Origin of the sequence: Isoptericola sp. NPDC056618, assembly GCF_042792715.1 — a bacterium.
Taxonomy (GTDB): Bacteria; Actinomycetota; Actinomycetes; order Actinomycetales; family Cellulomonadaceae; genus Isoptericola; species Isoptericola nanjingensis.
Window position 1 is genome coordinate 31,160 of the sequence record NZ_JBHTVZ010000010.1, and the last position, 25,422, is coordinate 56,581.

Below are 25,422 nucleotides of genomic sequence, written 5' to 3' on the forward strand. Positions count from 1 at the left end.
AGTCCCCCGGGGGGGGGTGCCCCGGGGCGACCCCCCCCCCGGCTGCCCCGTCGACGCGATCCGTGCCCGGCTCAGCGCGCCAACCACCCGCCGTCGACGGGGATGATCGCGCCGTGCACGTAGTCCGACGCGGGCGAGGCGAGGTAGAGCACCGCGCCGGCGATGTCCTCCGGCGTGGCCCAGCGGCCGGCGGGGATGCGCGCGAGGATCTCGGCGTTCCGGTCCTCGTCGGCGCGCAGCGCACCCGTGTTGGCGGTGGCCACGTAGCCGGGCGCGACGGCGTTGACGTTGACGCCGCGGCCGGCCCACTCGTTGGCGAGGGCCTTGGTCAGGCCCGCGAGCGCCGACTTCGACGCCGTGTAGCCCGGCACGTTGACGCCGCCCTGGAAGCTCAGCATCGACGCCGTGCCGATGATCTTGCCGTGCCCGCGGGCCAGCATGCCGCGGCCGACCTCGCGCGAGAGGGTCCACGCGGACCGCAGGTTCACCTCGAGCACGTGGTCGAAGTCGGCGTCCGGGTGCTCGGCGGCCGGGGCGCGGCGGATGGTGCCGCCGTTGTTGACCAGCACGTCCACCTCGCGCTCGACGAGCGTCGCGGCGAGGGCGGCGACGGCGTCCCGGTCGGACAGGTCGGTCGCGACCGGCGTGAACCGGCGCCCCGCGGCCTCGACCGCGCGGCGGGCGTCCGAGTCGCCCTCGGGCATCGTCGTGCTGATGCCGATCACGTCGGCGCCCGCGCGGGCCAGGAGCGTCGCGATCGCGAGGCCGATGCCCTTGCTGGCGCCCGTCACGGCCGCGGTGCGGCCCTCGAGGCTGAACAGGCGCGCGACGGCGGGGTCGAGCCCGGGTGCCTGGGCGGTCGGGCGGTCGGTGGTGCTGGTGCTCACGTGTCTCGTTCCTTCGTCGGGCCCGGGGCGGGCGGGGCGCTGGGCCCTACCGGTCGCCCCCGAGCGCGTGGGTGATGTCGGCGGCCGTCTTGTGCAGGTCGTCCGCCATCGCGGCGAGCTGGCTCTCGGTGTGCTCGAGGGCGAGCGACGAGATCGACAGGCCGTAGTTGGAGTGGCCGGAGTGGTCGCGGACGGCGGTGCCGATGCACACCACGCCGGGCACGTTCTCCTCGCGGTCGAACGCATACCCGTCGCGGCGGATGTCCGCCAGCTCCGCGCGCAGGTCCTCCAGCGTCGCGAGGCTGCGCGCCGTGCGGCGCGGCAGCCCGGCACGGTTGACGAACCGCTCGACGGCGTCGTCGTCGAGCCGCGCCAGGATGGACTTGCCGATCGCGGAGGTGTGCAGCGGGATCGACGCGCCGACGCGCGACGGCATCCGGTACGGCTTGTCCGAGTCGGTGCGGACCAGGTAGATGATCTCGTCGCCGCTGCGCACGCCGACGTGCACCGTGCACTGCACGCGGCGCACGAGCTCGTCGACGTACGGCTGGACGATCGTCGAGACGTCCACCCGGTCGTACGCCGCCCCGGCCAGGGACAGGATCTTCGGGCCGGGCACGTGCGTCCCGCCGTCCGCGACCCGGATGAAGTCCCGGTCGACGAGCGTGGCCAGGATGCGGTGCACCGTCGCCTTGGGCAGGTCCACCGCCGCCACGATCTCGCTGAAGCGCCCGTGCGTCATCGCCGCCTCGAGCACCAGCAGCGTCTTCTCGCTGGCCGTCGTCGCCTCGCTCATCGACCGTTCCTCCTCGTCCCTGCGCGTCCGCGCGTCCTCAGCGCATGGTCGCGACGTCGAACCCGTCCATGTCGTCGAACGCCTGGTTCTCGCCGGCCATCGCCCACACGAAGGAGTATGCGGCGGTGCCGACGCCGGAGTGCACCGACCAGCTGGGCGAGATGATCGCCTCGCGGTCCGCCACGACCATGTGCCGCGTCTCGGTGGGCTCGCCCAGCAGGTGCACGACGCGTGCCTCGGCCGGCAGGTCGAAGTACAGGTAGCACTCCGTGCGCCGGTCGTGGGTGTGCGCGGGCATGGTGTTCCACATGCTGCCCGGGTGCAGGGTCGTGACGCCCATGACCACCTGGCACGACCGCACGCCGTTCTCGTGGATGTACTGGTTGAGCGTGCGGCGGTTGGACGTGACCTGGTCGCCGAGCTCGCGCACGGTGCCCTGCCCGGGCTCGACCAGCGTGGTCGGGTACGCGGTGTGCGCCGGCGCGGAGAAGAGGTAGAACCGGGCGGGCCCGGCCTCCCCGCCGGCGGTCCCGGACGAGCTGTCGGACGCGAGCACGACGTCGGCCGCGCCCCGCCCCACGTAGAGGCACGCGCCGTGCGCGAGGCGGTGCTCCGTGCCGTCCACCGTGATCGTGCCCGAGCCGCCGACGTTGACGATGCCGGCCTCGCGGTGCTCGAAGAACTGCTCCGAGCGGATCTCCGGGTAGCCCGGCAGGGTCAGCGGCGCGGACACCGGGCTGATGCCCCCCAGCACCACGCGGTCGTGGTGGGTGTAGACCGTGCGGATCTCGTCGTCGACGAACAGGTCGGGCACGAGGTAGCGGTCCCGCAGGTCCTGGGTGGTCATGCCCGGGATCTGCTCCGGGGCGGTGGCGTAGCGCTGTTCCATGGGAACCTCCGATTCGGTGGTGGGCGGTGTGGGGCGGGCGGGTGCGGTGCCGGCGGCGCGGTCAGGCGAGCCCGAGCAGCCCGGGCAGCCAGAGCGACAGGGCCGGCGTCATGGCCACGACGAGCAGCAGGATCACCAGTCCGACGAAGAACGGCACCAGGCGCCGCATGACGCTCTCGATGGACATGCCCGACACCCTGGCACCGACGAACAGCACGGGCCCGACGGGCGGGGTGATCGTGCCGATGGACAGCGCGAGCACCATGAAGATCCCGAAGTGCACGGGGTCCATGCCGAACGCCGTGACCACGGGCAGGAAGATCGGCGCGAAGATCAGCACGGCCGGCGTCGGGTCCATGAAGCACCCGATGACCAGCAGCAGCACCACGATGAGCACGATGAGCACGTACGGGTTGGTGCTGACGGTCAGCAGGGCGTCGGTCACCAGCTGCGGGATCTGCGCGAACGACATGACCCACGACATGACCGCGGACACCCCGACGAGGAACATGACGATCGCCGTCGTCCGGCCGGACTCGAGCAGGATCTCGCCCAGGTCGCGCACCTTGATGGAGCGGTACACGAACGACAGGACCAGCGAGTAGAGGACGGCGATGCACGACGCCTCGGTGGGCGTGAAGACGCCCGCCAGGATGCCGCCGATGACGATGACGATGAGCAGGAGCGCCGGCACCGCCTCGCCCGCCACCTTGAGCCTGGCGGGACCCGACAGCTTCTCGGTCACGCGCAGCTCGGGCCGCTTGCGGGCGTACAGGTGCACGATCACCATGCAGACCGCGGCCCACAGGATGCCGGGCACGTAGCCGGCCACGAACAGCGCCGCGACGGACGTGCTCGACACGAGCGAGTAGACGATCATCAGGTTGCTGGGCGGGATGATCATGCCGGACGGCGCGGACGCGATGTTGGTCGCGGCGGCGAAGTCCTTGGGGTAGCCCTCCCTGGCCTGCAGCGGGCCCATCGTCGAGCCGACGGCGGCGACGGCCGCCACGGCCGATCCGGACACCGAGCCGAACATCGCGTTCGCCGCGACGTTGGTCTGGGCGAGCGACCCGGGGGCGCGGCCCACGAGCATCTTGGCGAAGTTGACGAGCCGCAGCGCGATCCCGCCGTTGTTCATGATCACGCCGGCGAGCACGAAGAACGGGATCGCCAGCAGGGAGAAGTTGTTGACGCCGCGGAACATCTGCTGCGCCGACGTGAGGAGCCCGTTCTCGAAGCCGAGCACGGTGATCGCGGCGAGCGCCGACGACGTGCCGACGGCCACGGAGATCGGGATCCCCAGCGCGAGGAGGGCGAGGATCCCGACGATCAGGACCAGCCCGGCGATTGCTGCCACCTCCATGTGAGCCCCCTCAGACTGCGTCCGGCTCGCCGTCGGTCGTGGCGTTCTCCACGCCACGCACGACGGCCACCAGGTGGTAGACGGTGTAGAAGAGCACGAGCACGCCCGAGACCGGGAGCACCAGGTAGAGCCAGCCGACCATCAGCGGGAGGCTGGGCACGTCCTGGGTCCAGGTGAGCTGGGCGAGCTGCCAGCCGCCGTAGACGAGCACCAGCGCGGCGAACGCGAACGTCACGACCTGGCTGAGCACGGCGGCCGCGCGCTGCAGGTGCTCGGGCGCCCTGCGCACCAGGAAGTCGACGGCGATGTGCCCGCGCTCGCCGAACACGAGGGCGGTGCCGAAGAAGCTGAGCCACACGAACAGGTACTTGGCGAGCTCCTCGGACCACACGCTGGGCGCCGACAGCACCTGGCGGGTGAAGACCTGCCACGCCACGACCAGCACCAGCGCGCCCAGGAGCAGCACGCACAGCCAGCGCAGCACGACGTCGAGGCCGTTCTTGACGCGGGTCATCACTCCTCCTCCGCCATCTGCTCCGCGACGGCGCGGGTGCGGTCGTAGAGCTCGCGCGACGTGGGCGTGGTGAGCTTCTCGTCGAGCAGCGGGGCGACGGCCTCGCGGAACGGATCGACGTCGGGCGCGTTGAACTCGGCGCCCGCCTCCTCGGCGGCCCGCTGGCTCTCCGTCATGACCTCGGTCGTGAGACGGCTCGACTCGTCGTAGGCCGCCTGGAGCTCCTCGAGGAACACGGTGCGGTCGGCCTCCGACATGGCGTCGAAGGTGGCCGGGTTGGTGATGAGGTAGTCCGGGATCATGAGGTGGTTCGTGTACGAGTAGTACGGCGCGACCTCGTCGTGCTTGAGGTTGCGGTAGATCGACTCGTTGTTCTCGCCGCCGTCGATGACGCCCGACTGGATCGCGGTGTAGACCTCGCCCTGGCCCATGGGCGTGCCGACGCCGCCCATGAGGTCCATCATCCGGCTGTTGGTGTCGGTCTCCATGACGCGGATCTTGAGACCGGCGAGGTCCTCGGGGGTCTCGATCGGTCGCACCGAGGTGTAGACGCTGCGCACGCCGGCGGAGAAGCCGCCCAGCACGCGGATGTTCTGCTCCTCGAGCGAGGAGTACAGGTCGCCGGTGATCGCGGGGTCGTTGAGGACGGCCTCCTGGTGCGCCTGGGAGTCGTACACGTACGGCATGTTCAGGGCCACGAAGTCCGCGTTGATGTTCTCCAGGAGCGACCCGGCCACGAGGGCCAGGTCGACCGCGCCGGACTGCACCAGCTCCACGGTGTCCTTCTGCGCCCCGAGCGTCTCGTTCGGGTACACCTCCACCGAGTAGCGGCCGTCGGTCCGCTCCGCGAGCCGCTCCCCCAGGTGGGTCATCGCCACGGCCTCGGGCTGGTCGGCGTTCTGGTTGAACGCCACCTTGAAGACCCGCTCCGCCTCCGGCGCGCCCGCGCCGTCGGACGCCGCGCCCCCTGCCGTCGCGGTCGTGAACCCCGCGCCGCAGGCGGTCAGCGCCACCGCCACGAGCGCCGCAGACCCTGCTGCGGCCAGTCGTCTGAGCTTCATCGCCCCCTCCTTCTGCTCCTCGTCGAGCGAGGCACCCGAGGTGCCTCATGGTCCGTCACACGGAACTCAGTTCTGCAGTACGGAACCAGTTGGCGGGGTTGCCTGTCAAACGCCGGGCCCGACGCAGGCCTCTCTGCCTCGGGGCGGGCACGATGGACCCATGAGCATCCGCAGCCCTCAGGACGTCCTGTTCATCGGCGGCTCCGGCGTCATCAGCGCCGCGAGCGTCACCCGCGCCGTCGCTCTCGGGCACCGCGTCACGGTCCTCAACCGCGGTACGTCGACGACGCGGCCGCTGCCGCCGGACGTCGAGACGCTCGTGGCCGACGTGACCGACGACGACGCCGTCGACGCCGCGCTGGCCGGCCGGGAGTTCGATGTCGTCGCACAGTTCCGCGCGTTCCGCCCGGACCACGTGGCGCACGACGTCGAGCGCTTCACCGGGCGCGTCGGGCAGTACGTCTTCATCTCCTCCGCCTCGGCGTACCAGACGCCGCCCGAGCGCCTGCCCGTGACCGAGTCCACGCCCCTGCGCAACCCCTTCTGGCAGTACTCGCGGGACAAGATCGCCGGCGAGGACGTCCTCGTCCGGGCCTGGCGCGACCGCGGCTTCCCCGCGACGATCGTGCGCCCGTCGCACACCTACGACCGCACGCTGCTGCCCACCACGGGCGGCTGGACCGACGTCGCGCGGCTGCGTGCCGGGAAGCCCGTCGTCGTGCACGGCGACGGCACCTCGCTGTGGACCCTGACCCACACGGAGGACTTCGCGGTCGGGTTCGTGGGCCTGCTCGGCCACCCCGCCGCCGTGGGCGACACGTTCCAGATCATGGGCACGCACGCCCCGACGTGGGACCAGGTCTACCGCTGGCTCGCGGCCGCCGCGGGCGTCGACGAGCCCGAGCTCGTGCACGTGGCGTCCGAGACGATCGCCCGCGCGCTGCCCGACGTCGGGCCCGGTCTGCTGGGCGACAAGGCCCACTCGATGGTGTTCGACTGCGCCAAGCTGCGCGCCCTGGTGCCCGAGTTCGGCACGACGATCACCTACGACCAGGCCGCCGTCGAGCAGATCGCCTGGCACGACGCGCACCCGGAGGCGCAGCGGGTGGACGACGCCCTCGACGCCGCGTTCGACCGCCTGGTCGCGCACGCGCGCGCCGTCTGAGGTCCGGGCACCTGGACGGACGCGGGCACCCCGGCACGTACCCTGCCGGGGTGACCCGCTCCCCCTCCCCGCTCGTCCTGCTCGACCTCGACGGCACGCTCACCGACTCCGCGCCCGGCATCGTCGCGGGCATCCGCCACGCCTACGGCACGCTCGGGCTGCCCGTCCCCGACGACGCCACGCTGCGCTCGTTCGTCGGCCCGCCGATCACCGACACGTTCCCCGCGCACGGCGTCCCCGCCGACCGCGTGGACGAGGCGGTGCGCGCGTACCGCGAGGCGTACGCCGCCGGCGGCATGTACGACAACCGGGTGTTCGACGGCATCCCCGAGGTGCTGCGCGCGCTGCGGGCCGCCGGCTGCACGCTCGCCGTCGCGACGTCCAAGCCGGAGGTGTACGCGAAGCCCATCTGCGACCGGTACGGGCTCACGGAGCTGGTCGACGGCGTCTTCGGCGCCCCGCTCGACGAGGGCACGTCGACCAAGGCCACGGTGATCGCCCAGGCCCTCGCGTCCCTCGGGCGCACCTCCCCCGTCGACCCGGCCGAGGGGCCCGCGCTGATGGTCGGCGACCGCGAGCACGACGTGCACGGCGCCGCCGAGCACGGCATCCGGTGCGTCGGCGTCACCTGGGGGTACGCCGCGCCCGGCGAGCTCGCCGACGCCGGTGCCGTCGCGCTGGTGGACGACGTCGCCGACCTCACCGACGCCGTCCTGTCCCGGCTGCGCTGACCGGCGCCCGCGAGTTGTCAGGGCCACGTGCGGGAAGACGCGCTCGTGGCCCTGACAGGTCCCGCGGTCAGTCGCGGAGCAGCGGCAGCAGCTGCTCGCCCTGGCGGCGGATCTCGTCCAGGTACGGGGTGTCGGACAGCACGAAGTGCGTGACGCCGAGGTCCTGGTAGCGGCGCAGGGACTTCGCGACGTCGGACGGCGAGCCCACGAGCCAGGTGGTCCCGGCGCCGCCTCCCCCCGCGCGGGCGGGCGCGGTGTACAGGTTCTCGTCGAGCACGTCGCCGCGGGCGGCGAGGTCGAGGAGCCGCTGCTGCCCGACGGCGACGGGCCGGTCCACCGCTCGATGATCGGCGTCACGCCGCCACCCCTGCGCCCCGGACGACTCGGCGAGCTGCGCGACCTTCGCCTCCGCGTCGCGCCAGGCCTCGTCGGTGGTGTCACGGACGAAGGTGGTGACGCGCAGCCCGAACTGCAGCGGCGCGTGCTCCCGGCCGACCTGTTCGCTCAGCGCGCGCAGCCGGTCGATCCGCTCGGCGACGCCGTCCAGCGGCTCGCCCCAGAAGAGCTGCACGTCGGCCTCGGCGGCCGCCACCTCCTCCGCCTCCGGCGACGCGCCGCCGAAGTAGAGCGTCGGGTGCGCGCGCCCCTCCCGGCCCACGGGCCGCAGCGGCAGCGTGGCCCGGTCGGCCCGGTAGTGCGCACCCTCGAACGTCACGTCGTCCTGCGTCCACAGCCGGCGCACCAGCTGCAGGAACTCGCGGGTGCGCCCGTACCGTGCCGCGCGGTCGGTGACGTCGTCGCCGTACTGGGCGACGCCGTCCTGCCCGGACACGATGTTGATCCGCACGCGCCCGCCGGTGAGGTGGTCGAGCGTCGCGGCCGCCGACGCCAGGTGCGCCGGCTGCCAGTAGCCGGGACGGATCGCGACCAGCGGGTTGAACGTGGTGGTGCGGGCGGCGAGCGCCGCCGCGACGGTGAAGGTGTCCGGGCGGCCCCAGCCGGTGCCGAGCAGCGCGCCGTCCCAGCCGTGCTCCTCCAGCGCGAGTGCCTGCTCGGTGAGCGTGTCCAGGCTGTTGTGGTCCGCCGTGACGACGTCGCCGCGGTGGCCGGCGCGCACCTGGTTGGGGATGTACCAGAGGACGTCGGCGCTCATGCCCCCACCCCCGCGGTCGCGAGCTCGACGGCCTCGACCGACACGGCCGACGACGCGCCCGACGACGAGTACCGGCTCGCCGGCCGCTCCAGCCCGTAGTGCTCGCGCAGCGTGGTTCCCTCGTAGGCGGTGCGGAACAGACCGCGCGCCTGGAGGATCGGCACGACGTGCGCCGTGAACTCCTCCAGCCCGCGCGGCAGCACGGCCGGCATGATGTTGAAGCCGTCCGCCGCCTCGGCGTCGTACCAGTCCTGGAGGGCGTCGGCGACCTGCTCGGGCGTGCCGGCCAGCGTGCGGTGCCCGCGGCCGCCGCCCAGACGGCCGATCAGCGCGCGGACGGTCAGCCGCTCGCGCCGCGCGAGCTCCACGATCAGCGTGTACCGGCTCTTGGCGCCCTCGATCTCGTCCTCGTCGGGCAGGTCGGCGGGCAGCTGCCGGTCCAGCGGCAGGTCCTCCGGGTCGACGCGCAGGGTCGCGGCGAGCTGGCGGCGCGCGTACTCGGGCACGATGAGCTCGTCGAGCTCACGCTCGGCCGCGAGGGCCTCGGCCTCCGTCGACCCGAGCACCGGCACGAGGCCCGGCAGGATCTTGATCCCGTCGGCGTCGCGGCCGGCCGCGACCGTCCGGGCCTTGAGGTCGGCGTAGAACGCCCGCGCGTCGTCGAGCGTCTGGTGCGCGGTGAACACCGCCTCCGCATACCGCGCCGCGAGCCCCTTGCCGTCCTCCGACGACCCGGCCTGCACGATGAGCGGCCGCGCCTGCGGCGACCGCGGGGTGGTGAGCGCGCCCGCGACGGAGAAGTGCTCGCCGACGTGCCCGGCGGGGTGGATCTTCGCCGCGTCCGCCCAGACGCCGGCCTCCTTGTCGCCGAGCACGGCATCGTCGTCCCACGAGTCCCAGAGCGTGGACGCGACGTCCAGGAACTCCGCGGCGCGCTCGTAGCGCACGGCGTGCGCGGGCTGGTCGTCGAGGCCGAAGTTGCGCGCGATGTCGGGCCCCGCCGTCGTCACGACGTTCCACCCGGCGCGGCCGCCCGAGACGATGTCGATCGACGCGAACCGCCGGGCCAGGTTGTACGGCGAGTTGTAGGTCGTGGACGCCGTCGCGATGAGCCCGATGCGCTCCGTGGCGGCCGCCAGCGCGGTGAGCACGATCAGCGGGTCCAACGACCCGGCGGGGCGGCGTCCGACGTCGCTGCGCAGGCCGGGGCCGTCGGCGAAGAAGACGGAGTCGAGCAGCCCCTCCTCCGCCGTGCGGGCCAGCCGCTGCAGATAGGCGATGTTCGTGGACGTGTGGTCCGGGGAGCTCTCCGGCAGCCGCCACGACGCCTCGTGGTGCCCGGTGCTCATGAGGAACGCGTTGAGGTGGAAGGGTCCGGGGCGGTGGCCGTCGCGGCCGGCGGTGCGGGTCATGCGGTCACGTCCTTCCGCTCGACGCCGAGGGCGTCGAGCAGCTCGGTGCGGATGGTGGCGAAGCGGGGGTCGGCGGCGTCGCGCGCGCCGTCGAGGTCGATGCGGCGCTCGACGGCGATGCGGCCGCGGTCGAGGACGACGACGCGGTCGGCGAGCACGATCGCCTCGTCGACGTCGTGCGTCACGAGCAGCACCGCGGGCCGGTGCCGGTCGTACAGGTCGCGCAGCAGCTCGTGCATGCGGATCCGGGTGAGGGCGTCGAGGGCGCCGAACGGCTCGTCGGCCAGCAGGAGCTGGGGCGAGCGCACGAGCGAGCGGGCCAGCGACACGCGCTGCTGCTCGCCGCCGGACAGCTCGTTCGGCCAGGCGCGCTCCCGGCCGGCGAGGCCGACCTCGGCGAGCGCGGCCAGGCCGGCGTCGCGGGCGTCGCGACGGCCCACGCCGTCCAGGCCCAGCACGACGTTGTCGAGGACCCGCGCCCACGGCAGCAGCCGCGAGTCCTGGAACACGACGGACACCTGGTCGGGCACGCGCACCTCGCCGGTGCCCGCGACGCCGTGGTCGAGGCCCGCGAGCGCCCGCAGCAGCGTCGACTTGCCCGAGCCGCTGCGACCCAGGATCGCGACGAACTCCCCCGTGGCGAGCTCCAGGTCGAGGTCGTCGAGCACCCGGTCCTCGCCGTACGCGCGCACCAGGCCGCGCACGGCGACGGCGGGCGCCCCGGCGACGGCGTCCGTGCCGGTCGCGGCGGGCGTGACGCTCAGTCCTCCAGCGTGCGTCGCCATGCGAGCGCCCTCCTCTGCAGCAGCCGGACGGCGGCGTCGGCGCTGAACCCGAGGACGCCGTAGACCACGAGGCCGACGATGATGACCTCGGTCTGTCCGTAGGTGCGGGCGAGCTCCATCATGTAGCCGATGCCCGCGGTGGCGTTGACCTGCTCGACGACGACCAGCGACAGCAGGGAGCCGGTGACCGCGAACCGCAGGCCGAGCAGGAAGCCGGGCAGCGCGCCCGGCAGCACCACGCGGCGCACGAACTGCGGCCGGCCCAGCCGCACCGTCTCGGCCAGCTCGACGTACCGGGAGTCGATGGAGCGCAGCCCGTTGTGCGTGTGCACGTAGATCGGGATGAACACGCCGAGCGCGATGGTGATGACCTTCATCGGCTCGCCGATGCCGAACCACAGGATGAGCAGAGGCAGCAGCGCGAGGTTCGGGATGGCCCGCTTGACCTGGATCGGCCCGTCGAGGAGGGCGTCGCCCACCCGGCTGAGCCCGGAGGCGAGCGCCAGGACGACGCCGGCCGCGACGCCCCATGCCAGCCCGAGGGCCGCGCGGGTCAGCGAGACGCCGAGGTTCTCCTGCAGGTCGCCCTTGGCGATCAGGTCGCCGGCGGTCGTGACGACGGTCCACGGGGCGCTGAGCACCCGCTGGTCGATGAGGCCGGTGGCGGAGCCGGCCACCCACACGCCGACCAGGACGACGACGCCGAGCAGCCCGGCCGCGGGGATCGGACGGCCCAGCCCGAGCCGCCGGCCGGCGGGGCGGACGTCGGGCCGTGCCTCGGGCCGGGCACCGGCGACGGTCTGCGCCGCGCCCGGAGACGTGCGGGGCGCGGTGCCCGCCCGGGTGATGGTGCCGACGGCGGTCATCGGTCCTCCTCCGCCGCGCGCTGTGCCTCGACGCCGGCGGTCTGCGCCGCGACGAACCGCTGGTCGAAGAGGTCGGCGGCGTCGAGCGGGTCCTCGTCCAGCTCCTCGGCGAGCAGGTCGACCGTCTCCTGCGTGCGGGCGATGCCGTCGGTGAGGTCGGCCGGGATGTCGGGCACGGCCGCGTGGTCCGTGAGGTACTGGGCGTCCTCCTCGGTCAGCCCCTCGTGCTCGACGTAGTACCCCTGCTTCCACTCCTCGGGGTGCTCGGCGACCCACACCTTCGCCTGGGCCCACACCTCGACGTACTCGTCGAGCGCCGCGGCCTTGGCCGGGTCCTCGAGCACGGCCTTCGGCGCGTAGAGGTGGCCGGCGTCGTCGCGCAGGCCGTGCTTGACCGACTGCGCGCCGTCGGCCTCGTACTTCGTGAGGTAGCGGAACAGCTGCGTGCCGCCCAGCGGGGCGACGTCGACCTCCCCCGCTGCCAGCGCGGTCGAGTACACGTCGCCGGTGCTGGGCAGCTCGACGAGCTCCACGTCGTCCTGGGTGAGCCCGGCCGCGGCCAGCGCCTTGAGCACCAGCGCGCCCTGCGCCTGGCCGGGGCTGAACGCGATCCGCTTGCCGGCCAGGTCGTCGAGGGAACCGAGCGCGATGCCGGGCCGCCCGGCGAGCTCGTAGATCGGCGCCTCCTGCCAGTTCTCCCGGTACTGGGTCGCGATGATCGACACCGGCACGCCCGTCCACGTCGCGTGGATGGGCGGGATGTCCGCCACCGCTCCGACGTCGAGCGACTCGGCGCGGAACGCCTCGATGGTCTGCGGGCCGCCGGACAGGTTGGCCCACTCCAGGTCGAACGAGAAGTCGTGCTCGATCTCGTCGCCGGCCAGCTCGAGCGCGACCTCGGTGGTCGGGTCGCCGACGACGAGCGTCGTGCCGTCCGGCACCGCGGACGGCAGCGGGTCGGAGGCGGCGAGCGTGCCGCCCGGGCCGTCCGCGGCGGCGTCGGCGACGCAGCCGGCGGTGCCGAGCAGTCCGAAGAGGCCGACCACGGCGGCGGCCGTCCGTCGGGCAGCGCGGGCGCGGCGGAAGGGGATCGTTCGGGGCATGACGGGGTCCTCTCGGGGCGTGCGGGGGTACGCCACGTCACCCGGCCGCGCGACGGCGGACGGGGCGGTGGTCTCGAGCGGGTTCTGCTGCCGGGAAGGCGGAGGCGACGGCGTGCGTCGGGTCAGCGGCGACAGCGGCGGCGGGGCCGACAGCCCCGGCGGGCGCACGGCACGACGGCCCCCGCGGTGCGGGTGGCCGGGGACCGGAGTCCGTTCGTGTCGGCGGGCATGGCAGGGAAAGTAGGCGCCGCGCAAGCCCCGCGCGAGAGTTCCCCGGAAAGTCTCACGATGCGGGACCCTCGGCGTCGTCACCCCGAGCTGTCAGGACCAGCGCAGGGCATGGCCCGCGCCCGCCCTGACGACGGGAGGCGGGCACGACGAAGGCCCCGGACCCTGTGAGGGGGTCCGGGGCCTTCGTCGTCGACCGTCAGGCCGGTGGGCTCAGCGCGTCACTCCGCGCCGGCCTGCATCTGCCCGGTCGGGGGCAGGTCGTGCACCGAGACGCCGGTGGGGGCGTCGAGCGCCGCCGCCGCGCCGACCGTGACCGGCCCGCGCTCGTGCTCGCTCTTGGGGACCCCGCGGAAGCTGAACTCCCCGAGGATGCCCTCGCCCTCGCCGTCGACCAGCACGAGGTCGCCGGCCTTGAGCTCGCCGAACAGGATCTTCTCGGACAGGGTGTCCTCGATCTCCCGCTGGATCGCCCGCTTCAGCGGACGGGCGCCGAGCACCGGGTCGTAGCCCTTCTCCGCCAGCAGGTTCTTCGCGGCGGGCGTGAGCTCGATGGCCATGTCCCGGTCGCGCAGACGCTTGTCCAGCTTCGCGATCTCCAGGTCCACGATCTCGATGATCTCGTCCTGCGAGAGCTGCGGGAAGACCACCACGTCGTCGACGCGGTTGAGGAACTCCGGCCGGAAGTGCTGCTTGAGCTCCTCGTTGACCTTCGCCTTCATGCGCTCGTAGGAGGTCACCAGGTCGCCGCCGGCGTTGAAGCCGGTCTGGACGCCCTTGGCGATGTCCCGCGTGCCGAGGTTCGTGGTCATGATGATCACGGTGTTCTTGAAGTCGACCACCCGGCCCTGCGAGTCGGTCAGGCGACCGTCCTCGAGCACCTGCAGCAGCGAGTTGAAGATGTCCGCGTGAGCCTTCTCGACCTCGTCGAAAAGGACCACCGAGAACGGCTTGCGCCGCACCTTCTCCGTGAGCTGGCCGCCCTCGTCGTAGCCGACGTACCCGGGAGGCGAGCCGAACAGCCGCGACACGGTGTGCTTCTCCGAGAACTCGGACATGTCGAGCTGGATCAGCGCGTCCTCGTCCCCGAAGAGGAACTCGGCGAGCGCCTTGGCCAGCTCCGTCTTCCCGACGCCCGTGGGGCCGGCGAAGATGAACGAGCCACCGGGGCGCTTCGGGTCCTTGAGCCCCGCACGCGTGCGGCGGATCGCCTGGGACAGGGCCTTGATCGCCGTGTTCTGGCCGACGACCCGCTTGTGCAGCTCGTCCTCCATGTGCAGGAGCTTGCTGGACTCCTCCTCGGTGAGCTTGACGACCGGGATGCCGGTCGACATCGCCAGCACCTCGGCGATGAGCTCGTCGTCGACCTCCGCGACGGAGTCGAGGTCGCCCGACTTCCAGGCCTTCTCCTTGTCGGCGCGCTGGGCGGTGAGCTGCTTCTCCTTGTCCCGCAGCCCGGCGGCCTTCTCGAAGTCCTGCTCGTCGATCGCCGACTCCTTGTCGCGGCGCGCCTCGGCGATCTCCTCGTCCAGGGCCTTGAGCTCCGGCGGCGCCGTCATGCGGCGGATGCGCAGGCGCGCGCCCGCCTCGTCGATCAGGTCGATCGCCTTGTCCGGCAGGTACCGGTCGTTGATGTACCGGTCGGCGAGCTGCGCGGCGGAGACCAGCGCGGAGTCCGTGATGGACACGCGGTGGTGCGCCTCGTAGCGGTCGCGCAGGCCCTTGAGGATCTCGATGGCGTGCTCGAGCGACGGCTCGTTGACCTGGATCGGCTGGAAGCGGCGCTCCAGGGCCGGGTCCTTCTCGACGTACTTGCGGTACTCGTCGAGCGTCGTGGCGCCGATCGTCTGCAGCTCGCCGCGGGCCAGCATCGGCTTGAGGATGCTCGCCGCGTCGATCGCGCCCTCGGCGGCACCCGCCCCGACGAGGGTGTGGATCTCGTCGATGAACAGGATGATGTCGCCGCGGGTGCGGATCTCCTTGAGCACCTTCTTGAGGCGCTCCTCGAAGTCACCGCGGTAGCGGGAGCCGGCGACCAGGGCGCCGAGGTCCAGCGTGTAGAGCTGCTTGTCCTTCAGCGTCTCCGGCACGTCGCCGCGCACGATGTCCTGGGCGAGGCCCTCGACGACGGCCGTCTTGCCGACGCCCGGCTCGCCGATCAGCACCGGGTTGTTCTTGGTGCGGCGGCTCAGCACCTGCATGACGCGCTCGATCTCCGTCGAGCGGCCGATGACCGGGTCGAGCTTGCCCTCGCGCGCGGCCTGGGTGAGGTTGCGGCCGAACTGGTCGAGGACGGCGGAGCCGGACGGCTGCCCCTCCTGCGGGCCGCCGGCGGCCACGGGCTCCTTGCCCTGGTAGCCGCTCAGCAGCTGGATGACCTGCTGGCGCACCTTGTTCAGGTCGGCGCCCATCTTCGTGAGGACCTGGGCGGCGACGCCCTCGCCCTCGCGGATGAGGCCGAGCAGGATGTGCTCGGTGCCGATGTAGTTGTGCCCGAGCTGCAGCGCCTCGCGGAGCGACAGCTCCAGCACCTTCTTGGCGCGCGGCGTGAACGGGATGTGCCCGCTCGGGGCCTGCTGGCCCTCGCCGATGATCTCGGTGACCTGGGTGCGGACGCCGTCGAGCGAGATCCCCAGCGACTCCAGGGCCTTCGCGGCGACGCCCTCACCCTCGTGGATGAGTCCGAGCAGGATGTGCTCGGTGCCGATGTAGTTGTGGTTGAGCATCCTTGCCTCTTCCTGAGCAAGGACGACCACCCGACGGGCTCGGTCGGTGAATCTCTCGAACATGTGCTGCTCCCTCACGAGCGGCGTTACCTGCACCCCGTCGGATTGACGGCTACAGCCTGACCGCTACGACTCTATGCGCTCCCAACTCGCCGACACCCCTCGGTAAGCCCATGTTCGCCAGGGGCGTGACGGCGTGCCGGATTGCCAGCCGCGGGCGAGGCGGTCCAGGCTCGGGGAAAGGCGGTCGCCGACGCGGAGGTCGCCGCAGAGGTTCCACCCAGGGGGTACCGATGGACGAGATCGAGCAGCAGCCGGGAGCCGCGGGCGGGGCGGGCCACGACGCGGGCCGGCGGGCCTGGAACGGTGACGACGCGCGGCTGGCGCAGTTCTCCGGCGTCCTCGGCGAGGTGCACGACCCGCTGACCTGGGGCCTCGACCTGGAGGACCAGTCGCTCACCGGGCCCGCCGACTCCGACGACCCGACGTCCGAGCGGTTCGTGCGCGCCTACCGCTCGTTCACGGGTGAGGCGCTGGATGTCGAGACCCTGCGCACCCGGGTCGCGGACGACGACGTCGAGGACGTCGTCCGCGCCGCGTGCAGCGGCGCCCTCGCCGCACCCCTGCACGCCGACATCGCCGCGCCCGTCGAGTCCCCGCCGTCCGACGGCGGGGACGAGGCCGCGGTGGACGACGGGTCGGACTTCGCGGACTCGTTCCAGGACTACCGCAGCGCCATGCGGGCCCTGGTCGCCGAGGTCGACGAGGCCCCGCTGACGACGGGGACGTTCGTCGTGGACGGCGACGACGCGGGCTGCGTGCGCGTCACCGCCCGCGAGACCACCGCCGTGTACGTGGCGGCGGCCGACCGCGCCCTCGTGGTCACGGGCCCCGCCGACCTCGTCGACCGGGTGGAGGTCGTGACCCGGCCCGTCGACGCCCTCCTCTCGGACCGGCGTCGTGCTGACGGCGGTGCGTGATCGACGTCCCGTGACCTCGCCCTGACGGGCGACGACGCCCGACCTATGCTGCAAGCCAGGGCCGTCCCCCCGGTCGTGGCGGGGGCGGCGGACGCACGACGAGAGAGTCGGGGTGGCCGATGCGCGGCATCGTGGTCGGGGTCAACGGTTCGGTCGAGTCGGACGAGGCGCTGGACTGGGCGCTGCGGGAGGCCGCCGCGGCCGCCGTGCCGCTCACGCTGGTCATGGTCGACGCGGGCGCCGGGAAGGGCGCCGACGCCGCCGCGCACGAGGCGGCGCTGGCCCCGGTGCGCGAGGAGGCGCAGGGGCTGTTCGACGCGGCCCGCGCCCGCACGGGGGTCGACGTCGACGGGACGGTCGCGGCGCTCCCCGGCCCCGCGGCCGACCGGCTGCTCGAGCTCGGCGCCGACGCCGACATGCTGGTCCTCGGCCGCCGCCGGCGGGGCCGGCTCGGCCGGGCGGTGCTGGGCTCGGTGTCGACGACGGTCGTGGAGCACGCCGTCGTCCCCGTCACGGTGGTGCGCCACGGCAACCCCGACGGCGCCCCGGAGGACGACGTGCCCGCCGAGGCGGCGCCGCGCATCGTCGTCGGCGTCGACACCTCGGCCCCGAGCGTCGCCGCGCTGCGGCACGCGTGCGAGGTCGCGGGCCGCACGGGGGCGTCGATCGACGCCGTCTTCGCGTGGCAGATCACGACGCTGGCCCCGCTGCCGGGGTCGTGGGGCTGGGCTCCGCCCGTCGACGACTACGAGAAGTTCGCGGCCGACTCGCTCGCCGAGGCGGTGCGGGCGGCCGGCGTGACGCTGCCGCCCGAGCGGCTGACCCGACGGGTGGTGCACGGCCAGGCCGCCAAGCAGCTCGTGCTCGCGGCGCAGGGCGCCGAGCGGCTCGTCGTCGGGGCGCGCGGCCTCGGCGGCTTCGACCGGCTGCTGCTCGGCTCGGTCAGCCGGCAGGTGCTCGACTTCGCGCCCTGCCCCGTCACCGTCGTCCGCGGCTGACCGCCGTACCCTCCCTCGTCAGGCGAGCGCCCGCCCGAGGTCGGCGACCAGGTCCTCGACGTCCTCGATCCCGACGGACAGGCGCACGAGGTCGTCGGGCACCTCGAGCGACGTGCCCGCGACCGAGCCGTGCGTCATGCGCCCCGGGTGCTCGACCAGGGACTCCACCCCGCCCAGCGACTCCGCGAGCGTGAACACCTGCGTGCGCGCGCACACGTCGAGAGCCTTCGCCTCGCTGCCCGCCCGGAACGACACCATGCCGCCGAACCCGGTCATCTGGCGGGCGGCGACGTCGTGCCCCGGGTGCGACGCGAGGCCCGGGTAGAGCACCTCGGTCACGGCCGGGTGGTCGACGAGGAAGGCCGCGACCGCGGCCGCGTTGGCCTGGTGGCGGTCCATCCGGACCGCGAGCGTCTTGAGCCCGCGCAGGGTGAGCCACGCGTCGAACGGTCCCGCGACGGCCCCCGACGAGTTCTGGTGGAAGCCGACGGCGCCCGCCACGTCCGTGCCGCCCGCGGGCGACTCGAGCCCGCCCGGCAGCACCGCGCCCGCCGCGACGACGAGCGCTCCCCCGACGACGTCGCTGTGCCCGCCGATGTACTTGGTCGTCGAGTGCACGACGACGTCCGCGCCGAGCGCGAGCGGCTGCTGCAGGTACGGGGTGGCGAAGGTGTTGTCGACGACGAGCAGCGCGCCGGCGTCCCGCGCGACGCCGGCGAGCGCCGCGACGTCGCTGATGCCCAGCAGGGGGTTGGTCGGCGTCTCGACCCACAGCACCCTGGTCTCGGGCCGGACCGCAGCCCGGACCGCCCCGACGTCGGACAGGTCGACCGGGGTGTGCGCGATCCCCCACGGCCCGAAGACCCGTGCGACGAGCCGGTACGTGCCGCCGTACGCGTCGTCGGGCACGATCACGTGGTCGCCGGGGCGCAGCACCGCGCGCAGCAGCGTGTCCTCCGCCGCCAGGCCGGAGGCGAACGCGAAGCCCCGCGCCGGGTCCAGGCCCCCGGACTCCGCCGCCGCGAGCGCCTCCTCCAGCGCGGTGCGCGTCGGGTTGGCGGAGCGGGAGTACTCGTACCCGCCGCGCAGGCCGCCCACGCCGTCCTGCTTGTACGTGGAGACCTGGTGGATCGGCGGCACGACGGCGCCGGTCGTCGGGTCCGGGTCCTGGCCCGCGTGGATGGCGCGGGTCGAGAAGCCGGTACGGGTCCAGTCCGGGTGCTCGGTGCTCACCTCGCCAGGGTACGCACGAGCGCCGTCACCGGCCCGCGACGAACCCGAGGAGGTCGTGCCGGGTGAGGACGCCGACGGGGTCGCCGTCCTCGACGACGAGCAGCGCGTCGGCGGCGGTGAGCGCAGCGCGCACGGCCTCCACGCCCTCGCCGGCGCCGATGAGCGGCAGGCGGGCCTCCATGTGCGCGTCGACGCGGTCGGCGAGGGTGGCCCGGCCGGAGAACACGGCGTCGAGCAGCGCGCGCTCGGTGACCGACCCCGCGACCTCGCCGATCTTCACGGGCGGCTCCGCCCCGACGACGGGCATCTGCGAGACGCCGTACTCGCGCAGGATCTCGATGGCGTCGCGCACCGTCTCGCTCGGGTGGGTGTGCACCAGGTCGGGCAGCCGCCCGTCCTTGGCGCGCAGGACGTCGCCCGCGGTGACGCCCTCCTCGTCGGGCAGGAACCCGTACGACCGCATCCACGCGTCGGAGAAGATCTTCGACAGGTAGCCGCGCCCGCCGTCGGGCAGCAGGACGACGACCACGGCCTCCGCCGCGGCCGCCGCGTCCTCCTCCTCGAGGCGGCGCGCGAGCCGCAGCGCCGCCTCCACCGCCATCCCGCACGACCCGCCCACGAGCAGGCCCTCCTCGCGCGCGAGCCGGCGCGTCATGGCGAACGAGTCCGCGTCGGTGACGGCGATGACCTCGTCCGGCACGGTCGGGTCGTAGGCGCCCGGCCAGAAGTCCTCGCCGACGCCCTCCACGAGGTACGGCCGGCCGTCACCGCCGGAGTAGACCGAGCCTGCCGGGTCGGCGCCGACGACCCGCACGGGGCCGCCGTCGGCCCGCTCCGCCGAGACCTCCTTGAGGTAGCGGCCGGTGCCGGTGATCGTGCCGCCCGTGCCGACGCCCGCGACGAAGTGGGTCACGCGGCCGTCGGTGTCCGCCCACACCTCGGGCCCGGTGGACTCGTAGTGCGACAGCGGGCCGTTCGGGTTGGCGTACTGGTTCGGCTTCCAGGCCCCGTCGATCTCCCGCACGAGCCGGTCGGAGACCGAGTAGTAGGAGTCGGGGTGGTCGGGCGGGACGGCGGTCGGCGTCACGACGACGCGCGCGCCGTACGCCCGCAGGACGTCGCGCTTGTCCTCGCTCACCTTGTCCGGGCAGACGAAGACGCAGTCGTAGCCCTTCCGCTGCGCCACGAGGGCGAGGCCCACGCCGGTGTTGCCCGACGTCGGCTCGACGATCGTGCCGCCGGGCCGCAGCTCGCCGGACGCCTCCGCCGCCTCGACCATCTTCAGCGCGATGCGGTCCTTGACCGACCCGCCGGGGTTCACGTACTCGACCTTGGCGAGGATCGTCGCGCTGAGGCCGTCCGTGACACGGGTGAGCCGCACGAGCGGGGTGTGCCCGACGAGCTCCGAGATGTGCTCCGCGTATCTCATGAGCCGATCATGCCCCTCTGCGGCGCTTTCACCACCGGTCCCGCGGGGTGCCGCGGAACGCCACGACGAGCACCCGCACCGCGAGCACCGTGCCGACGAAGCCCAGCGCGGCTCCGAGCACCGTGAACCACGGCAGCTGCGGCGCGAGCATCGGCCCGCCGTCGGCGACGAACAGCACCACCGCGCCGACGACGGCGCCCACGGCCACGAGGGTCATGATGACCTGCTGCACCAGGCCGGACAGGAACGCCCGGTCGGCGGGGTCGGAGAACGCGCGCACGGTGACCGTGAACCGCCCCTCCTCCAGGTCCCGGACGAGGCGGGTCACGCGGCGGGGCAGCCGCTCCAGCTCGGGCGCGAAGCCGAGGAGCTGCTGCGTGGCCTTCCGGCGCACGGCCTCGGGCGTGACGAGCCGGTGCAGCAGGGGTCGGCCGTGGTCGCGGGCGCCGGCCACGAGGTCGTAGCCGGGGCTGAGCAGATCGAGCGTGCCCTCCAGCGACGCGAACGTGCGGAACGCGGCCGCGACCTGCGGCGGCACCGCCATGCCGGCCGACGTCACGACCCGGACCAGGCCGGCGAACGCCGCGCCCGCCCCCGCTCCCGCGCGGAACCGGAGCACCAGCCGGCCCACCTCGCGCTCGAGGCGGCGGGCGTCGAGCCCGGGCGGCGCGTCGAGCAGCTCGAGCAGGGCGTCGGTGGCGGCGATCGCGTCGTCGCCGTCGATCGCCAGCAGCAGCGCCCCGAGGGCGATGCGCTCGGGCTCGCCGAGCCTCCCGACCGACCCCATGTCGAGCAGGCCGAGGCCGCCGTCGGCCAGCACGAGCACGTTGCCCGGGTGCAGGTCGGCGTGGAACGTGCCCGCCACGAGCAGCTGGTCGAGCGCGGCGCGCAGCAGCCGGTCGGCGAGCGCGGCGCGCGCCTCGTCGTCGAGCCCGGAGAGCACCTCCTGGGCCTGGCCGACCGGCGTGCCGTCCAGTCGCTCCAGCACCAGCAGCGTGTCGCTCGACGGCCCGTCGACCACCTGCGGCACCACGACCAGCGGGCCCGACGACGCGCCGTCGTGCGTCACGACGTCCAGCGCGGTGCGCAGGGCGCGCGTGTTCTCCGCCTCGACGGCGTAGTCGAGCTCCTCGCGCAGCGACGCGGCGAAGCCGTCGGCCAGCGCGACGACGCCGAGGCCGCGGCCCCACGCCGTGTCCCGCTCGAGACGGCGGGCGAGCCGGCCGAGGATCGCGAGGTCGACGGCGACCTGCTCGCGCGCGCCCGGGCGCTGCACCTTCACCACCACGTCGCGCCCGTCGCGCAGGCGGGCGGCGTGCACCTGCCCCACGGACGCGGAGGCGAGCGGCCGCGGGTCGAACGACGCGAAGACCTCCGCCACGGGGCGCCCGAGCGACCGCTCGACGACGGCCTCCACGTGGTCCCACGGCGCCGGCGGCACGTCGCTCTGCAGCGTCGCGAGGGTCTCGGTGACGGCGTCGGGCAGCAGGTCGCGCCGGGTGGAGAGCATCTGGCCGAACTTCACGAACGTGACGCCCGCGTCGGACAGGGTGTCGCGCAGCCCGACCGCGAGGCGGCGGACGTCCGAGCGCGGCGTCGTCGCGCCGTCGCGCCGGTTCCGGCCGAACGCGCCGCCGAGGCCGTGCCGGACGCCGATCGCCACGACCTGCGCGTACCGGCGCGTCTCGCGGCGCCCCTGCCGCAGCCGGCGGGCGGCGCGCCAGGGGGTGGGCAGCGTGCCCGTGGGCACCAGCAGCTCCAGCACGAGCAGCACGCACAGGCCCAGCACGAACGCCCAGCAGAAGACGAGGACGATCCCGACGAGGGCGACCCACGGGTCGACCTCGAGCGCGCCGTCGCCGCTCCACCAGCCCGTCGCGCGCAGCCCGCTGGTGAGCGCCGCCGACGCGGCCGAGATCGCCACCAGCGAGACGAGCCCTGCCCGGACCCAGCCGACCGGCGCGCCCATCACCCGCCGCGCCGTCCAGGCGAGCAGCGCCAGCATCGCCACCGTCGACACGAACGCGAAGATCGCGCCCACCACGCCGCCTACCGCGTCCATGACCGCCCCGTCGCCCGTGTCGTCGTCGCCCGCTCCATGCCGCTCACTCTCCCGGACGGCGCCGCAACCGTCGTGGCGACCCGCCCGCCCCCCTGCCGCACAGGCAGGGAGGGGGCGGGTCAGGCGCGGGTGGCCCAGGTGGCGAGCGTGAGGGCGACGGCGTCCTCGGCGAGCGCGGCGGGCAGGTCCGGCCACCCGCGGCGGGCGACGGCGGCGCGCCACGCCGCCCCCACGCCGGTGCCGACGACCCCGCCCGCGGCCCCGGCGACGATCGCCGCCACGACCGACGGCGCCGGGGCGTGGTGGCGCAGCGCCAGCAGCAGCCCGCCGGTGGCGCCGCTCGCCGCCCGGACGTCGGGCCCGGGCGGGTCGAGGCGGCTCGGGGTCGTGGGCAGCTTGTCGCCCACGAGCTCGCCCGCGACCGCGAGCCCCGCGAGCAGGCGCGGCAGCGTGGCCGGTCGGCGGAGGCGGTGCGTGGGCGGCCGGTGCGCCGGCACCGGGCCGAGCAGCGGGCCGGCGACGCCGAGCGTCGCGCGCGACCCCGCGGCCACCCCCAGGGCCAGCGAGCGGACGACGAGCGGTGCGGTCATGCGCCCACCCTGGCACCGCCGAGCTTCTGCCGCCCGCCGCCGGCGACGCCGAACAAGCGGTCGGGCCCGGTCAGACGGGCAGGGCGGCCGGCTCGGCGGCGGGGCCGACGGGGTCGGGGCGCCCCTTGTCGTTGCGCATCAGGAAGCTCGCCACGACGAGGACGGCCAGGGCCACGGCCCCCATGACGAGGTAGGACGAGGAGAACCCGATCGCGTCGTACGACAGGCCGAAGACCCAGGAGAAGATGAAGACGCCGACCTGCTTGGCCGTGTTGAAGCCGACCATGTAGGCGGTGGCGGAGATCCGGACGTCGAACATGCGGGTGATGTACTTCATCACCGAGACCAGCATCAGCGGCATCTCGATCGAGGCCAGCAGGCGCCACACGATGAGCATCTCGGTCGACGTGAAGAGGGCCGAGCCCACCACGCGGACCACGAGGACGAGGGCGAAGATCTGCAGGCCCCGCTTGGCGCCGATCTTGTTGATGATGAACGGCATCGCCACCATGACGGCGGCCTCGAGCAGGATCTGCACGAACACGACGCGGGAGAACAGCACCTGCGGGTCGCCCGAGCCGGTCACGTGGTGGCCGAAGTAGATCGCGTACTGCCCGTCGAAGACGTCGTAGAGCGCGGCCGTGCCGAACATCAGCACCATGAAGCCGACGAACGAGCGGTCGCGCAGCAGGTGCTTGAGCGTGTCCTTGCTGACCTTCGGCCGGTCCTTGGTCTCGGCGGCCACCTGGGCCTGCGCCGCGGAGTCCGGCTTCGGCGTGCGGGCCGCGAACAGCAGCGCACCGAGGACGATCGCGGAGAACGTGCCGACCCACCAGATGTTGTCGGGGTTCGCCCCCCAGATGAAGCCGCCCACGAGCGACGCGGTCGCGCCGGCCAGCGAGCCGAAGAGCCGCACGTGCCCGTACTCGAACCCGTTGGCCCGGGAGTTGCGCTCGTTGAACGCCTCCACCACGCCGACGCCGGAGTTGAGCACCAGCGACAGGAAGACGCCGCCGACGAGCGCGCCCAGCACCTGGTTGGCGTCCACGATCGCCGGGAAGACGAACGCGAAGAAGGGGCCCATGAGCGCGCCCATGACGACGACGAACGCGAACAGGTTCTTGCGGAACCCGAGCCGGTCCTGGATGTAGCCGTAGAACGGCTGCAGGCAGAGGGCCGTGAGCGCCATCATCGACTGGAGGAGGCCGATGCTGCCCGACGACATCCCCAGCTGCTCCTCGAGCCAGGGCGCGAGGAACGTCATCACGAGCTGCCAGATGGCGAAGTAGAAGAAGAACAGCCCGCCGAAGTTCCAGAACGCGAGCTTCTTCAGGGAGTCGCGGGCGCGGGGCTTGGCGGTGGCGCCGTCGGGCGTCGCGGTGGTGGTGCTCATCAGAACGCTCCGTCGGCGGGGAGGACCTCGGTCGAGGTGGGGGTGGGGCGGGTGTCGGGCACCGGCGTGCCCCACACGGGGTTGCCGTCGGCGTCGAAGGGCAGCACCTGCGCGCGGGCGTGGCGGTTCGGGTCCCACAGCGGGTCGCCGGAGATCTCGGTGTAGGTGCGTGCGTGGTAGACGAGGACGGCGTCGCCGTCGGGCGTCTCGGTGAACGAGTTGTGGCCGGGCCCGTACTGGCCGGCGGACGGGTCGCTGACGAACACGGGCTCGGTGCTCTTGGTCCACGACGCCGGGTCGAGGAGGTCGGCGTCGGCGTCGGCGGTGAGCAGGCCCATCGCGTAGTCGATGCCCGTGGCGGCGCCGGAGTAGGTGAGGAACACGCGGCCGCCGCGCACGAGGACGGACGGGCCCTCGTTGACCCAGAAGCCCTTGGTCTCCCAGTCGAACTCGGGACGGGTCAGCTCGACGGCCGGGGTCGCGAGCGTCCACGGGTTCGCCATGCGGGCGATGTACAGGTTGGAGTGGCCGCGCACCGTGAGGTCCTGCTGCGCCCAGACGAGGTACTGCTCGCCGCCGAGCACGAAGCTCGTGGCGTCCAGGGCGAACGACTCCCAGCCGGTGTCGACCTGGCCGCGTTCCACCCACTCCCCCTCGAACGGGTCGTCGGAGGTGTTCTCCAGCACGAAGACGCGGTGGTTGAACGTCTCGTTCTCGCTCGGCGCGTCCACGGTGCCGTGGTCCACGGGGGCGGCGGCGTAGTAGATGTACCAGGCGCCGTGCACGCGGTGGATCTCGGGCGCCCAGATCAGCTGCGACTGCGGGCCGGTGGCGTGCCGCTCCCAGACGGTCACCTCCTCGGCCTTCTGCAGGTCCTCGAGGCGGTCGGCGCGTCGGAGCACGATGCGGTCGTACCGGGGGTGCGAGCCCGTGAAGTAGTAGGTCCCCTCGTGCCGGAGCACGCACGGGTCGGCGCGCTGCAGCACGATCGGGTTGACCGTGACCTGGTCCGTCATTGGTGTCTCATCCTCCGGTGTCCTGCACTGGTCCGGCAG

22 protein-coding genes are annotated in these 25,422 nt (G+C 73.5%); 4 read left to right on the forward strand and 18 right to left on the reverse strand.

Features of this window, described 5'->3' with window-relative positions:
* Nucleotides 1-71 precede the first annotated feature (71 nt).
* From ACFQ8T_RS13210 to ACFQ8T_RS13235, 6 genes are all read right to left on the reverse strand, one after another.
* Nucleotides 72-821, reverse strand: coding sequence for an SDR family oxidoreductase (locus tag ACFQ8T_RS13210; RefSeq protein WP_430547076.1), 750 nt, complete (start codon nucleotides 819-821; stop codon nucleotides 72-74).
* Nucleotides 822-933: 112 nt separating this feature from the next.
* Nucleotides 934-1,683, reverse strand: a complete 750-nt coding sequence (locus ACFQ8T_RS13215; RefSeq protein WP_430546981.1) for an IclR family transcriptional regulator — start codon at nucleotides 1,681-1,683, stop codon at nucleotides 934-936.
* Between the two features lie 37 nt (nucleotides 1,684-1,720).
* Nucleotides 1,721-2,572 carry a 5-dehydro-4-deoxy-D-glucuronate isomerase gene (gene kduI / locus ACFQ8T_RS13220; RefSeq protein ID WP_430546982.1) on the reverse strand — a complete coding sequence of 284 codons (852 nt, stop codon included), beginning with the start codon at nucleotides 2,570-2,572 and terminating at the stop codon, nucleotides 1,721-1,723.
* Nucleotides 2,573-2,633: 61 nt separating this feature from the next.
* Nucleotides 2,634-3,938 carry a TRAP transporter large permease gene (locus tag ACFQ8T_RS13225; RefSeq protein ID WP_430546983.1) on the reverse strand — a complete coding sequence of 435 codons (1,305 nt, stop codon included), beginning with the start codon at nucleotides 3,936-3,938 and terminating at the stop codon, nucleotides 2,634-2,636.
* Between the two features lie 10 nt (nucleotides 3,939-3,948).
* On the reverse strand, nucleotides 3,949-4,452 hold the full coding sequence (locus tag ACFQ8T_RS13230) for a TRAP transporter small permease (RefSeq protein WP_430546984.1): 504 nt from the start codon (nucleotides 4,450-4,452) through the stop codon (nucleotides 3,949-3,951).
* Nucleotides 4,452-5,513 (reverse strand): TRAP transporter substrate-binding protein, encoded by a 1,062-nt coding sequence (locus tag ACFQ8T_RS13235; RefSeq protein WP_430546985.1) that lies wholly within the window; start codon nucleotides 5,511-5,513, stop codon nucleotides 4,452-4,454. The genes ACFQ8T_RS13230 and ACFQ8T_RS13235 overlap by 1 nt, the downstream gene beginning before the upstream one ends.
* 160 nt (nucleotides 5,514-5,673) lie before the next feature.
* Here ACFQ8T_RS13235 and ACFQ8T_RS13240 point away from each other — a divergent pair, with 160 nt between their 5' ends.
* Nucleotides 5,674-6,678: an NAD-dependent epimerase/dehydratase family protein gene (locus ACFQ8T_RS13240; protein WP_430546986.1), complete on the forward strand. Its 1,005-nt coding sequence runs from the start codon at nucleotides 5,674-5,676 to the stop codon at nucleotides 6,676-6,678.
* A 50-nt stretch (nucleotides 6,679-6,728) separates the two neighbouring features.
* Nucleotides 6,729-7,409 carry an HAD hydrolase-like protein gene (locus ACFQ8T_RS13245; protein ID WP_430546987.1) on the forward strand — a complete coding sequence of 227 codons (681 nt, stop codon included), beginning with the start codon at nucleotides 6,729-6,731 and terminating at the stop codon, nucleotides 7,407-7,409.
* A 67-nt stretch (nucleotides 7,410-7,476) separates the two neighbouring features.
* Here ACFQ8T_RS13245 and ACFQ8T_RS13250 read toward each other — a convergent pair whose 3' ends face one another.
* From ACFQ8T_RS13250 to ACFQ8T_RS13275, 6 genes are all read right to left on the reverse strand, one after another.
* Nucleotides 7,477-8,562 carry an LLM class flavin-dependent oxidoreductase gene (locus tag ACFQ8T_RS13250; RefSeq protein WP_430546988.1) on the reverse strand — a complete coding sequence of 362 codons (1,086 nt, stop codon included), beginning with the start codon at nucleotides 8,560-8,562 and terminating at the stop codon, nucleotides 7,477-7,479.
* Nucleotides 8,559-9,974, reverse strand: coding sequence for an LLM class flavin-dependent oxidoreductase (locus ACFQ8T_RS13255; protein ID WP_430546989.1), 1,416 nt, complete (start codon nucleotides 9,972-9,974; stop codon nucleotides 8,559-8,561). The genes ACFQ8T_RS13250 and ACFQ8T_RS13255 overlap by 4 nt, the downstream gene beginning before the upstream one ends.
* Nucleotides 9,971-10,759, reverse strand: coding sequence for an ABC transporter ATP-binding protein (locus tag ACFQ8T_RS13260; protein ID WP_430546990.1), 789 nt, complete (start codon nucleotides 10,757-10,759; stop codon nucleotides 9,971-9,973). Before ACFQ8T_RS13260 ends, ACFQ8T_RS13255 begins: the two co-directional genes overlap by 4 nt.
* Complete coding sequence (locus ACFQ8T_RS13265) at nucleotides 10,735-11,625, reverse strand: ABC transporter permease (protein WP_430546991.1); 891 nt, start codon at nucleotides 11,623-11,625, stop codon at nucleotides 10,735-10,737. Before ACFQ8T_RS13265 ends, ACFQ8T_RS13260 begins: the two co-directional genes overlap by 25 nt.
* Nucleotides 11,622-12,728, reverse strand: a complete 1,107-nt coding sequence (locus tag ACFQ8T_RS13270; RefSeq protein WP_430546992.1) for an ABC transporter substrate-binding protein — start codon at nucleotides 12,726-12,728, stop codon at nucleotides 11,622-11,624. The genes ACFQ8T_RS13265 and ACFQ8T_RS13270 overlap by 4 nt, the downstream gene beginning before the upstream one ends.
* Nucleotides 12,729-13,177: 449 nt before the next feature.
* On the reverse strand, nucleotides 13,178-15,745 hold the full coding sequence (locus ACFQ8T_RS13275; RefSeq protein ID WP_430546993.1) for an ATP-dependent Clp protease ATP-binding subunit: 2,568 nt from the start codon (nucleotides 15,743-15,745) through the stop codon (nucleotides 13,178-13,180).
* Nucleotides 15,746-15,975: 230 nt separating this feature from the next.
* Between ACFQ8T_RS13275 and ACFQ8T_RS13280 the strand changes: the two genes are divergently transcribed.
* Complete coding sequence (locus ACFQ8T_RS13280; RefSeq protein ID WP_430546994.1) at nucleotides 15,976-16,662, forward strand: hypothetical protein; 687 nt, start codon at nucleotides 15,976-15,978, stop codon at nucleotides 16,660-16,662.
* Nucleotides 16,663-16,781: 119 nt separating this feature from the next.
* Complete coding sequence (locus ACFQ8T_RS13285; protein ID WP_430546995.1) at nucleotides 16,782-17,660, forward strand: universal stress protein; 879 nt, start codon at nucleotides 16,782-16,784, stop codon at nucleotides 17,658-17,660.
* Nucleotides 17,661-17,678: 18 nt separating this feature from the next.
* Here ACFQ8T_RS13285 and ACFQ8T_RS13290 read toward each other — a convergent pair whose 3' ends face one another.
* The 6 genes from ACFQ8T_RS13290 to ACFQ8T_RS13315 all read right to left on the reverse strand — a co-directional run bounded on the left by ACFQ8T_RS13290 (nucleotide 17,679) and on the right by ACFQ8T_RS13315 (nucleotide 25,383).
* A complete protein-coding gene (locus tag ACFQ8T_RS13290) occupies nucleotides 17,679-18,893 on the reverse strand; it encodes a cystathionine gamma-synthase (protein ID WP_430546996.1) in 1,215 nt (404 codons plus the stop codon).
* Nucleotides 18,894-18,918: 25 nt separating this feature from the next.
* Nucleotides 18,919-20,322, reverse strand: a complete 1,404-nt coding sequence (locus ACFQ8T_RS13295) for a cystathionine beta-synthase (protein WP_430546997.1) — start codon at nucleotides 20,320-20,322, stop codon at nucleotides 18,919-18,921.
* A 28-nt stretch (nucleotides 20,323-20,350) separates the two neighbouring features.
* Nucleotides 20,351-22,384: an ABC1 kinase family protein gene (locus ACFQ8T_RS13300; RefSeq protein ID WP_430546998.1), complete on the reverse strand. Its 2,034-nt coding sequence runs from the start codon at nucleotides 22,382-22,384 to the stop codon at nucleotides 20,351-20,353.
* Between the two features lie 119 nt (nucleotides 22,385-22,503).
* Nucleotides 22,504-22,974 (reverse strand): hypothetical protein, encoded by a 471-nt coding sequence (locus ACFQ8T_RS13305; protein ID WP_430546999.1) that lies wholly within the window; start codon nucleotides 22,972-22,974, stop codon nucleotides 22,504-22,506.
* A gap of 70 nt (nucleotides 22,975-23,044) precedes the next feature.
* A complete protein-coding gene (locus tag ACFQ8T_RS13310) occupies nucleotides 23,045-24,367 on the reverse strand; it encodes an oligosaccharide MFS transporter (protein WP_430547000.1) in 1,323 nt (440 codons plus the stop codon).
* Nucleotides 24,367-25,383, reverse strand: a complete 1,017-nt coding sequence (locus ACFQ8T_RS13315) for a family 43 glycosylhydrolase (RefSeq protein WP_430547001.1) — start codon at nucleotides 25,381-25,383, stop codon at nucleotides 24,367-24,369. The genes ACFQ8T_RS13310 and ACFQ8T_RS13315 overlap by 1 nt, the downstream gene beginning before the upstream one ends.
* Between the last annotated feature and the right edge of the window lie 39 nt (nucleotides 25,384-25,422).